The organism is Micromonospora sp. WMMA2032, from assembly GCF_002688545.1.
GTDB lineage: Bacteria > Actinomycetota > Actinomycetes > Mycobacteriales > Micromonosporaceae > Micromonospora > Micromonospora sediminicola.
In genome coordinates, this window is record NZ_CP024052.1 from 2,629,045 (window position 1) to 2,640,832 (window position 11,788).

An 11,788-nucleotide genomic window follows, 5' to 3' on the forward strand; every position below is an offset into this window, starting at 1 on the left:
CCCCTGATCGCGACTGCGGGGCTCGCAACCCCGGCTCACTCCTCGCGCTCACGGGGTCCCGCCCTCGCGCTGGACGGTCAGGCCGCGACCCGGTTCGCCGGCGGCCTCCACGTGCCGGTCCACCTCGGCACCCAGGCTGCGCAGGATGTCCAGCACCAGCCCGACCACCACCAGGTAGACGCCGATGTCGAAGAAGAGCGACGTGACCAGGTAGAAATGGCCGACCAGGGGCAGCCACAGGTCCACCTTCACGCTCTGCAGCACGTCGCCGGTCAGCGCCAGGCCGACCACCCCGCTGCCGACCGAGACGGCCAACCCGGTGCCGAGCACCATCCCGGCGCCGACCGGCGCGGCCTCGGCCAGCTCGTACCGCCCGCCGGCCAGGTAACGCAGGGCCAGCGCGAGGCCGGCGACGAGCCCGCCGGAGAACCCGCCGCCCGGCGCGTTGTGGCCGGAGAAGAGCAGGAACAGCGAGAAGAGCAGCATGGTGTGGAAGATCAGCCGGGTGACCACCTCGAACACGATCGAGCGCCGCCGCTCGCGCAGCGTCTGCCCGCCGCGCAGCCAGACCGTGCGCCGGTCGCCGGGGCGCAGCCCGGCCGGCTGGGGCCGGCGGGGCCGGGGCCCGGTGCGGGAGCGCTCGAAGATCAGGCTGGCCACCCCGGTCGCGGTCACCACGAGCACCGCCAGTTCCCCCATCGTGTCCCAGGCCCGGATGTCGACCAGGGTCACGTTGACCACGTTGCGGCCGTACCCCTCGGCGACGCTGAGGTCCGGGAAGGCCGCGGAGATCGACGGCGCCCGCCGCGCGCCGGACGCGGCCAGCGCCAGACCGGCCATCACCAGACCGGCGGCGAGCCCGACGCACCGCCGCACCCAGCGGCTGCGGCGCAGCGGCCGGGCCGAGAAACGTTCCGGCAGCCGGCGCAGCACCAGCACGAACACGGCGATGGTGGCGGTCTCCACCAGGAACTGGGTGAGGGCCAGGTCCGGCGCGCCGTAGAGGACGAACATCATCGCGGTGCCGTAGCCGGTCACGCCGACCAGCAGCATCGCGGTGAGCCGGCGGCGCGCGCCCACCGCGAGCACCGCGGCGACCGCGATCACCACGCAGACCACCAACTGGACGGGGTTGTCCCAGGGCGTCAGGTCGACCCGCCAGGGCGCGGTGGCCAGCATCGCCGTGCCCGGCACGAGCACCAGGGCGACCAGCACGGTGCCGAGGTACTGCGGCAGCGAGCCGCGCTGGGTGGCGCCGGTGACCTCGATGGCGAGCAGGTCGAACCGGTGCGTCACCCACTCGTACCCCTGGTTGCCGCCCACCGGCCACCGCAGCCGGGCCAGCACCGGGGCGAGCGGGCCGCGGACCAGGTGCAGCACCACGCCGCCGGCCAGCACCAGGGCGGAGAGGCCGAGCGCCACGGTGGGCCCGTGCCACAGCGCCAGGTGCTCCTCGACCGGGCCGAACAGCTCCGCGTACGGCTCGAACAGGCCGCTCAACCAGCCGGCGGCCGGGCCGGCGACGAGCCCGGCCACGGCGAGCACCGCGGGCGGCACGAGCATCGCGGCCGGTGGCCGCGCCATGGCGGTGTCCGGCACGCCCGGCCGGGTGCCGAACGCGCCCCACAGGAAGCGGATGCTGTAGGCGACGGTCAGCGCGCTGCCGGCCACCAGCACGGCCAGCACCAGCGGGTCTCCGGTGAACGCGGCGAGCACCGCCTCCTTGCCCACGAACCCGAGCAGCGGCGGCAGCCCGGCCATCGAGGCGGCGGCCAGCCCGGCGACCGTGGCCAGCACCGGGGCGGCCCGGCCGACCCCGGACAGGTCCCGCAGGTCCCGGGTGCCGGCCTCGTGGTCGAGGATGCCCACGACGAGGAAGAGGGCCGCCTTGAACAACGCGTGTGCCGCCAGCATCGCCACGCCGGCCAGTGCCGCCTTCGGGGTACCCGCCCCGAACATCACCGCGAGCAGGCCGAGCTGGCTGACCGTCCCGTACGCCAGCAGCAGCTTCAGGTCGGTCTGCCGCAACGCCGCCCACCCGCCGATCACCAGCGTGACCAGCCCGGCGACCACGGTGACCGGCCGCCACGGTCCGGCCGACGCGAGCGCCGGGCCGAGCAGCCCCAGGAGGAAGACGCCGGCCTTCACCATCGCGGCGGCGTGCAGGTACGCGCTCACCGGCGTGGGCGCGGCCATCGCCACCGGCAGCCAGGCGTTGAACGGGAAGATCGCGGACTTGGCCAGCGCGCCGGCGAGGACGAGCAGCACCGCCGTGACCAGGTAGCCGCTGCCGGGCAGCGGCGCGGCGGCCACCACCGACCAGCGGTAGCCCTCGGCGTGGTGGCCGAGCAGCAGGAACCCGACCAGCATGGCCAGCCCGCCGAGCGTGGTGACGGTGAGCGCCTGGGCGGCGGCCCACCGGCTGGCCCGGCGCTCGGTGCTGTGCCCGATCAGCAGGTAGGAGAAGACCGTGGTCAGCTCCCAGAACACGTAGAGCAGCAGCAGGTCGTCGGAGACGACCAGACCGACCATCGCCCCGGCGAAGGCGACCATGACGGCGGCGAACCGGGCCAGCCCGACGGAGCCGGCCTCGAAGTAGCGGGCGGAGTAGACCAGCACCAGCGCGCCGACGCCGCCGACCAGCAGCAGCATCAGCCAGGACAGCGTGGTCACCCGCAGCGCCAGGTCGAGGTCCAGTTGCGCGATCCAGGGGTAGGTCTCGACCACCGCGCCGCCGTCGCGTACCGCCCCGGTGTGGGCCACCGCCCAGCCGGCCGTGGCGGCCGGGGCGAGGGCGAGCAGCAGGCAGGCGCGCGGACCCCAGGTGCGAACCAGCAGCGGGGCGAGCAGCGCCGCCACCAGGTGCAGGATCAGCAGGACGAGCACACGCACTCCCGGTCGAGGCGACAGCGCGCGGGGGCACGCTGCGGGTACGACCGATCAGACGCCACTTCCGCACCCACCCGCGCCGTTTTCCGAAAACCCACCCGCGCGCCCGCCCGCCGTCCCCGGCCCCGCCCTCGGTGACCCGCGCCCACCCCCGAGTGGTGATCAAGGAGTTGGCGTCGTGGACGGCGCGCGACGGCGACGCGGAGTCGTTGATCGATCTCCGTGAGGCGGGAGCGGAGAGGCCGTGGGCCCGGGAGTCAGGGGAGGGGGGCCGGGGTGGGGGTGGGGGTGGGGCGGAGGTCCGCCGAGGCCGCCGGGTGGCCGAGTTGGCGGGCCGCCTTGTCGACGACGCGTTGCGCGGCCGCGAGGGAGCGGACCGGCAGCCGGGCGTCGCGGGTCTCCCGACGCAGGACGAAGTAGTGCACCGCGGCCCGGACCAGGGCCCGGTCGGCGGCGCTGGAGAAGGCGGTGGCGACGACCAGCTCGCGCAGGCGCCGGGCCAGTTCCTCGGCCAGCTCCAGGTCGGAGCCGCGCAGGTTGGCGCGGAGCGCGGCGAGCCGGCTGTCGACCTTGCGGATGAGCACGTCGGTGCCGGGCCTGGAGCCTCGCTCCTCGACGGTCATCCACGCCTCCAGCCACGCCGCGTTGCGAGTGAAGTTACTTTATGTTGCACCCCGCAAGCAAGCAGTTAAGTAAGACTTAACGGATTAACCGCCCATTACTCGCGTGGAATGTGTGCCCGGGACAGAACCGGTCCCACGTCCGGCCGGATGTCACACCGGCGCGGCAGGATGGTGGGCGTGGCGGACGACGTGGCCCCGGCCGACGGGGTGCTGGCGGAATTCGGCGCGGCGACGCGGGAGTGGTTCGCCGCGGCCTTCGCCGCGCCCACGCCCGCCCAGCGGGGTGCCTGGCACTCGGTGGCCGCCGGGCGCAACGCCCTTGTCGTCGCACCCACCGGTTCCGGCAAGACCCTGGCGGCGTTCCTGTGGTCGCTCGACCGGCTGGCCAAGGAACCACCACCCGCCGACCCGAGGCGCCGCTGCCGGGTGCTCTACGTCAGCCCGCTCAAGGCGCTCGCCGTCGACGTGGAGCGCAACCTGCGCGCCCCGCTCACCGGCATCCGCCAGGCCGCCACCCGGCTCGACCTCGTCCCGCCCGACATCACCGTCGGCATGCGCACCGGCGACACCCCGGCCGACGAGCGGCGGGCCTTCGCCCGCACCCCACCGGACATCCTCATCACCACCCCCGAGTCACTGTTCCTGCTGCTCACCTCCGCCGCCCGCGACTCGCTGCGCGGGGTGGACACGGTGATCGTCGACGAGGTGCACGCGGTGGCCGGCACCAAGCGCGGCGCGCACCTGGCGCTCTCCCTGGAGCGCCTCGACGCGCTGCTGGAGCGCCCGGCCCAGCGGATCGGGTTGTCCGCCACGGTCCGCCCGATCGACGTGTGCGCCCGGTTCCTCGGCGGCGCCCGCCCGGTCGACGTGGTGCAGCCGCCGGCCGACAAGACCATCGAGGTCAGTGTCCAGGTTCCGGTGGAGGACATGACCCGCCTCGACGAGCAGGAGCCCCCGGAGGACGAGCTCGGCGGCCTCGGCCCGCGCCGGCCCTCGATCTGGCCGGCCGTGGAGGAGCGCGTGCTCGGGCTGATCCGGGCGCACCGGTCCACCATCGTCTTCACCAACTCCCGGCGCAGCGCCGAGCGGCTCTGTGCCCGCCTCAACGAGCTGGCCGCCGAGGAGCTGGAGGCGTCGACCCCGCCCGGGGGCGGCCGCGTGGCCCGGGGCGGTGAGCCGGTGCGCGTATCCGATCTGTTGCCGACCGGCGACGGCCCGCCGACCGGCGGCGACGGTCCGGCGGACGCGGACGGCGACGGTCCGGCGGACGCGGCAGGCGGCCGGAACGGGGCCGCCGCAGCCGGTGGCCGGGACGCGGCCGACAGGGCCGGCGGCCGGAGCGGGGCCGAGGCGTTCGGCGGGCCGGTCGGGCCGGTGCGCGCGCCGCGGCAGCCGGCGGAGGTGATGGCGCAGTCCGGCGCGGCGGCCGGCGCGCCCCCGGTGATCGCGCGGGCGCACCACGGCAGCGTCTCCCGGGAGGAGCGCAAGCACATCGAGGAGGCGCTCAAGTCCGGCCAGCTCCCCGCCGTGGTCGCCACCTCCAGCCTGGAGCTGGGCATCGACATGGGCGCGGTCGACCTGGTGGTGCAGGTCGAGGCGCCGCCGAGCGTCGCCGCCGGGCTGCAACGGGTGGGCCGGGCCGGGCACCAGGTCGGCGCGGTGTCGCGTGGCGTGGTCTTCCCCAAGCACCGCGGCGACCTCCTCTCCTGCACCGTCGTGGCCGAGCGTATGGGCACGGGCGCGATCGAGGAGTTGCACTACCCGCGCAACCCGCTCGACGTGCTGGCCCAGCAGATCGTCGCCATGGTGGCGCTGGAGCCGTGGCAGCTCGGCGACCTGGCCGTGCTGGTCCGCCGCGCGGCGCCCTTCGCCGAGCTGCCCGACTCGGCACTGCACGCGGTGCTCGACATGCTCTCCGGGCGCTACCCGTCGACCGCGTTCGCCGAGCTGCGACCCCGCCTGGTCTGGGACCGGGCCACCGACGTGCTGACCGGCCGGCCCGGCGCCCAGCGGCTCGCCGTGACCAGCGGCGGCACCATCCCCGACCGGGGCCTGTTCGGCGTCTTCCTGGCCGGCGCCGAACGGGCGGCCCGGGTGGGCGAGCTGGACGAGGAGATGGTCTACGAGTCCCGGGTCGGCGACGTGTTCCTGCTCGGCTCGTCGTCCTGGCGGATCGAGGAGATCACCCCCGACCGGGTGCTGGTCTCCCCCGCGCCCGGCCAGGCCGCCCGGATGCCGTTCTGGAAGGGCGACCAGCTCGGCCGGCCGGTGGAGCTGGGGCGGGCGATCGGCGCCCGGGTCCGCGCGCTGCTGCGGCAGTCCGACGCCGACGCGGTGGCGGCGCTGCGCGCCGGCGGGCTGGACGACTGGGCCGCCGGCAACCTGATGACCTACCTGCGCGAGCAGAAGGCGGCCACCCGCTCGCTGCCCGACGACCGGACGGTGGTGGTCGAACGCTTCCGCGACGAGCTGGGCGACTGGCGGTTCGCCGTGCACTCGGTGCTCGGCGCCCGGGTCAACGGGCCGTGGGCGCTCGCCATCGGCCGCCGCCTGGCCGAGCGCTACGGCGTGGACGCCCAGGTCATGCCCTCCGACGACGGCATCGTGGTCCGGCTGCCGGACACCGCCGACGAGCCGCCCGGCGCCGACGTGGTGGTCTTCGAGCCGGACGAGATCGCCCAGCTGGTCGAGGAGTCCGTCGGCACCTCGGCGCTGTTCGCCTCCCGGTTCCGCGAGTGCGCGGCCCGGTCGTTGCTGCTGCCCCGCCGCGACCCGCGCCGCCGCCAGCCGCTCTGGCAGCAGCGCCAGCGCGCCGCGCAACTGCTCGACGTGGCCCGCGAGTACGCCGACTTCCCGGTCACCCTGGAGGCGGCCCGGGAGTGCCTCCAGGACGTCTTCGACCAGCCGGCGCTGGCCGAGCTGATGCGTGACCTGGCCGCCCGCAAGGTGCGCCTGGTCGAGGTGGAGTCCGAGCGCCCGTCCCCGTTCGCCCGGTCGCTGCTCTTCGGCTACGTCGGGGCGTTCCTCTACGAGGGCGACGCGCCCCTTGCCGAGCGGCGTGCCGCCGCGCTGGCCCTCGACTCCGGGCTGCTCGGCGAGCTGCTCGGCCGCGTCGACCTGCGGGAGCTGCTCGACCCGGCGGTGCTCGCCGAGACCGAACGCCAGCTGCGGTGGCGCACCGAGCAGCGCCGGCCCCGCGACGCCGAGGACGTGGTCGAGCTGCTCCGCGTGGTCGGTGACCTGAGCACCGCCGAGCTGGCCGAGCGAGGGGTGCCGGAAGCCTGGCCGGAGGAGCTGGCCGCGGCCCGCCGCGCGCTGCGCGTCCGGATCGCCGGCGAGGACCGCTGGGTGGTCGTCGAGGACGCGGCCCGGCTGCGCGACGCGTTGGGCGTGGCGCTGCCCGTCGGCGTGGCCGAGGCCTACCTCGCCCCGGTGGCCGACCCGCTCGGTGACCTGGTCGCCCGGTACGCCCGCACCCACGGCCCGTTCGCGGCGGCCACCTGCGCGGCCCGGTTCGGCCTCGGCGTGTTCGTGGTCGAGCAGGCGCTGCGCCGGCTCGCCGGCACCGGCCGGGTGGTCTCCGGCGAGTTCGCACCGGACAGTGTCGGCACGCAGTGGTGCGATGCCGAGGTGCTGCGGCTGCTGCGCCGCCGCTCCCTCGCGGCGCTGCGACGGGAGATCGAGCCGGTGCCGCCCCGGGCGCTGGCCGCGTTCCTGCCCCGCTGGCAGCAGGTCGGCTCGTCGGCCCGTGGTGTCGAGGCGGTCGCCGCGACCGTCGAGCAGTTGCAGGGCGCGACCGTGCCGGCGTCCGCGCTGGAGCGTCTGGTGCTGCCCGCCCGGGTGGCCGACTACTCCCCCGCCCACCTCGACGAGCTGTGCGCGAGCGGCGAGGTGGTGTGGGCCGGCGCGGGCGCGATCTCCGGCGGCGACGGGTGGGTGGCGCTCGCGTACGCCGACGTCGCGCCGCTGCTGCTGCCGCCGCCGGACGAGGCGCTGACGCTCACCCCGCTGCACGAGTCCGTGCTCGACGCGCTCGGCGACGGGCAGGCGCTCTTCTTCCGCTCGCTCGCCGACCGGGTCGGCTCCACCGACGACGCCGCGCTGTCGGGCGCGGTGTGGGACCTGGTCTGGGCCGGTCACCTCACCAACGACACGCTCGCCCCGCTGCGGGCCGCCCTGGGCGCCGGCGGGGCGCACCGGTCCCGGCCGTCGGCGCCGCGCACCCGCTACCGTCGCCCCGGCCGGGTCGCGCTGCCCAGCCGCGGCGGCCCGCCCACCATGGCCGGCCGCTGGTCCCGGCTGCCCGAACGCGACCTCGACCCGACCCGTCGGGCCGCCGCGCTGGCCGACCTGCTGCTCGAACGGCACGGCGTGGTGACCCGGGGCGCGGTCGTGGCGGAGCAGGTGACCGGCGGTTTCGCCGCTGTCTACCCGGTGCTGTCCGCGCTGGAGGAGCGCGGGGCGGCCCGGCGCGGCTACTTCGTCGAGGGCCTCGGCGCGGCCCAGTTCGCGGTGCCCGGCGCTGTCGACCGCATCCGCGCGCTGACCGACGACACCCGGGACCGGGGCGGCCCGGCCGTGGTGCTGGCCGCCACCGACCCGGCGAACCCGTACGGCGCGGCGCTGCCCTGGCCGGAACGCGTGGTCGACTCCGGCGACGGGACGGCCCCGGCCACCGGCCACCGGGCCGGCCGCAAGGCGGGCGCGCTGGTCGTGCTGGTCGGCGGCGACCTGGTGCTCTATGTCGAGCGGGGCGGGCGCACGATCCTGTCGTTCACCGACGACACCGACACGCTCGGCGCGGCGGGCAAGGCACTCGCCGACGCGGTGCACTCCGGCGCGCTCGGCGCGATCTCGGTGGAGCGTGCGGACGGCGAGGCGGTGCACGCCTCCCCGCTGCGCGACGCGCTCACCGCCGCCGGTTTCCGGGCCACCCCCCGCGGCCTGCGCCTGCGCGGCTGAGCCCGCCCGCCCTCGTTAGGGTTGATCGGAGATCACGAGGAGGGCGGATGGCCGCGATCCCCGCACGACCCAACGGCATCTCGTCGTCCGTCCGACGCCACCGGCCCCGGCGATGACCCGCCCCGGCGGACCGGGTGGGCCGGACGCGGACGGCGCCGACGCCCCGCCCTGCGTCTCGTTGACCACGGACTACGGGCTGACCGACGGGTTCGTGGCGGCCTGCCACGGCGTCCTGGCCCGGCTCGCGCCCACCGCCCGGGTGATCGACGTGACGCACCTGGTGCCGCCGGCCGACGTACGCCGGGGCGCGACGGTGCTCGCGCAGACCGTGCCGTACCTGCCGTGGGGGGTGCACGTCGCGGTGGTCGACCCGGGTGTCGGCACCGAGCGGCGTGGGATCGCGCTGGCCACGCCGGGCGGGTTGCTGGTCGGGCCGGACAACGGCCTGCTGATTCCGGCCGCGGCGGCGCTCGGCGGGGTGACCGCCGCGGTGGAGCTGACCAACCCGGACTGGTTGGGCCCGGTCGTCTTCCGCACGTTCCACGGGCGGGACGTGTTCGCGCCGGTTGCCGCCCGGCTGGCGCTCGGCGCGCCGCTGGCCGAGGCCGGACCGGCTGTGGACCCGGGCACGCTGGTCCGGCTGCCGGAACCGGTGGTCCGCGCCGGGCCCGGCGGCCTCAGTGCCGAGGTGCTGACCGTCGACCACTTCGGCAACGTGCAACTCGCCGCGCCCGGCGCGCTGCTCGACGGCCTGCCGTCCCGGGTGCTGGTGAACGGGCGCGAGGCCGTGCACGGCCGCACGTTCGGCGACGCCCCGCCCGGCGCCCTGGTGGTCTACGTCGACTCGGCCGCCCAGGTGGCCGTCGCGATCAACACCGGCCGAGCCGCCGACACCCTCCGAACCAGCCCGGGCGACGTGCTCACCATCACCACCCCCTCCCCCCAATCCCCGCGATCTTGCAGTTGAGGCCCCGGCACAAGGGACGAAAGCCTCGGAACGAGGACCGTAACTGCAAGATCGACGGGGGTCGGAGGGTCAGCAGCGGGGGACGGTGCCGCCGTAGACCGAGGACAGGTACGCGTGGCTGACGTAGGTGCCGCCGACCAGGCGGTACCACCTGGTCGTGGTGCGGTAGGTGCCGGCGATCCGCTGGCCGGTCACGTAGCACTGGACCGGCACGTGGGCGTGGGTGGCGGCCAGGCCCCGGCTCGCGTACGCGGTGCTCGCGCCGGTGCGCAGGTTCAGCGGCCCGGAGCCGACCACCGCCCGCGCGCCGCCGCCGGTCCACAGCAGCGTCACGTCCACCCACGCGTTGTCACGCAGCCGCAGCCCGTCCCAGAACGTGCCGTCGGCCAGGTCCAGCCCGGCGGGGTTGCGCACGGTCCGCCCGAACTGGTCGCGTCCGCCGTTGTAGCCGTTCTGGTAGGCGGCCTGCGCCTCGGGCAGCCCCTGCGGCAGGTCCTTCCAGTTCTCCCGGACCGCCGCCGGGTTCCACCAGTCGTCCCGGGTGTTCCACGGGCCGACGTCCCAGACCGGGGCGTACTCGCAGCGGCTGCCGCTGGTGGTGCAGACCTTGACCGTGTAGTCGCCGGTGTCCCGGGGGGAGAGACCCCGCCGGGTGGGCAGCGCCGCGAAGTGGTCCCGGGTGGCGACGGTGTGCCCGTTGGCGGTGACGCCGCCGACCAGACCGATGCGGGTCGCGTACACCCGGTAGGTGCGCGCGGCGGCCGGCTGGGCCGCGGTGGCCGCGACCCGGTCGGCGGTGAGGGTCAGGTTGGTCACGGCCGCCTCGGAGGTGGCGTCGCGGGTGGTCAGCACCACGCGTGCCTGCACCCGGGTGACCGGCTGGTCGAAGACCGCCTCGGTGGCGTCGCGCCACTCGGTCCAGCCCCGGGCGCGCCAGCCGCGTACCTGGGCCGTCACGCCGCCGCCGTCGGCGGTGCGGGCGGCGAGCCGGGCGCGGACCCGGGTGGCGGGCCGGTCCAGCGCGCGCGGCGCGGCGAGCAGGATGCCCTCCGCGACCGGACCGCCCGCCGCGGCGGGTCGGGTGCGGGCGCCGGGCCGGGGGTCGACCAGCCGCAGGCGGCCGGACCGCCAGGCGACGTTGACGTCGTCACCGCCGCGCACGGCGAGGTCGACGGTCCAGCGCTCGGCGACGGCGGGGTCCGGGGCGGCGGCGGGTGGCGGGGCGGCCGTCGCGGGGGCGCCGGGCAGTCCGGCGGCGACGGCGAGCAGGGTGGTCAGGGCGACGAGGGTACGTCGTCGGGCACAGGCCATGTCATTCTCCTCAGAACCTCCTGATCGTTGCGTTTCCGCAGATCAAGTGGAACCTCACTACAAATAGCGACACATGCGAATTCCACTCGGCCGGGGGACAATGGGCGGGTGCCCGAAGGCGACACCGTCTGGAACACCGCACGCGTCCTGCAACGCGCGCTGGCCGGGGCCCGGCTCACCGGGTCCGACTTCCGCGTGCCGCAGCTGGCCGCCACCGACCTGACCGGCTGGACCGTGCGCGAGTCGGCGAGCCGCGGCAAGCACCTGCTGCTGCGTCTCGACGACACCGACGCCACGCCCTGGACGCTGCACTCGCACCTGCGGATGGACGGCGCGTGGCGGGCGTACGCGCCGGGCGAACGCTGGGCGGCCCGGCCGGCCCACCTGATCCGGGTGGTGCTCCGCTCCCCCGGCGCGGTGGCGGTCGGCTACCACCTGCACGAGCTGGCGCTCGTGCCGACCGGCGAGGAGGAGTCGCTGGTCGGTCACCTCGGGCCGGACCTGCTCGGGGCGGACTGGGATCCCGACGAGGCGGTCCGCCGGCTGTCCGCGCACCCGGACCTCAGCATCGGCGAGGCGCTGCTCGACCAGCGCAACCTGGCCGGGGTGGGCAACCTCTACAAGTGCGAGGTGCTGTTCCTGCGCGGCGTGTCCCCGTGGACGCCGGTGCGCGCGGTGCCGGACCTGGCCGGCACGGTCACGCTGGCCCAGCGGCTGCTGGCCGCCAACCGGGGGCGCTGGACGCAGAGCACCACCGGCGTGCTGCGTCGGGGCGGGACCAGTTACGTCTACGGCCGGCGGGCCCAGCCGTGCCGGCGCTGCGGTACCGCGATCCGCAAGGAGGAGCTGGGCGACCGGGTCACCTACTGGTGCCCGGCCTGCCAACCCGAACGCGAGTGACGTGGAACTTCCACGAACCGTCGAAGATCCCCCGAGATACGGACGATTGGGTACTTCCCTCCCGCACCTTCGGCATCGCATGCTGCGGTGGACCGCTCACCGATCGTCAGCAGCGCGTACGCCCGCCACGCCGGGG

At 75.9% G+C, this 11,788-nt stretch carries 6 protein-coding genes; 3 read left to right on the forward strand and 3 right to left on the reverse strand.

What is annotated here, in order from left to right:
- Positions 1-48: 48 nt before the first annotated feature.
- Both CO540_RS11585 and CO540_RS11590 read right to left on the reverse strand, forming a co-directional pair.
- Positions 49-2,886, reverse strand: a complete 2,838-nt coding sequence (locus CO540_RS11585; RefSeq protein ID WP_099162037.1) for a Na+/H+ antiporter subunit A — start codon at positions 2,884-2,886, stop codon at positions 49-51.
- A 260-nt stretch (positions 2,887-3,146) separates the two neighbouring features.
- Entirely contained in the window at positions 3,147-3,512 is a 366-nt protein-coding gene (locus CO540_RS11590; RefSeq protein WP_099162038.1) for a hypothetical protein, read from the reverse strand.
- A 168-nt stretch (positions 3,513-3,680) separates the two neighbouring features.
- Here CO540_RS11590 and CO540_RS11595 point away from each other — a divergent pair, with 168 nt between their 5' ends.
- Positions 3,681-8,474 (forward strand): DEAD/DEAH box helicase, encoded by a 4,794-nt coding sequence (locus CO540_RS11595; protein WP_253866729.1) that lies wholly within the window; start codon positions 3,681-3,683, stop codon positions 8,472-8,474.
- A gap of 112 nt (positions 8,475-8,586) precedes the next feature.
- Positions 8,587-9,441, forward strand: coding sequence for an S-adenosyl-l-methionine hydroxide adenosyltransferase family protein (locus CO540_RS11600; protein WP_099162039.1), 855 nt, complete (start codon positions 8,587-8,589; stop codon positions 9,439-9,441).
- Positions 9,442-9,510: 69 nt separating this feature from the next.
- Here CO540_RS11600 and CO540_RS11605 read toward each other — a convergent pair whose 3' ends face one another.
- Positions 9,511-10,752: a hypothetical protein gene (locus tag CO540_RS11605; protein ID WP_099162040.1), complete on the reverse strand. Its 1,242-nt coding sequence runs from the start codon at positions 10,750-10,752 to the stop codon at positions 9,511-9,513.
- 108 nt (positions 10,753-10,860) lie between these two features.
- On the opposite strand from CO540_RS11605, the gene CO540_RS11610 reads away from it, so the two are divergent.
- Positions 10,861-11,652: a DNA-formamidopyrimidine glycosylase family protein gene (locus CO540_RS11610; RefSeq protein WP_099162041.1), complete on the forward strand. Its 792-nt coding sequence runs from the start codon at positions 10,861-10,863 to the stop codon at positions 11,650-11,652.
- Positions 11,653-11,788 lie beyond the last annotated feature (136 nt).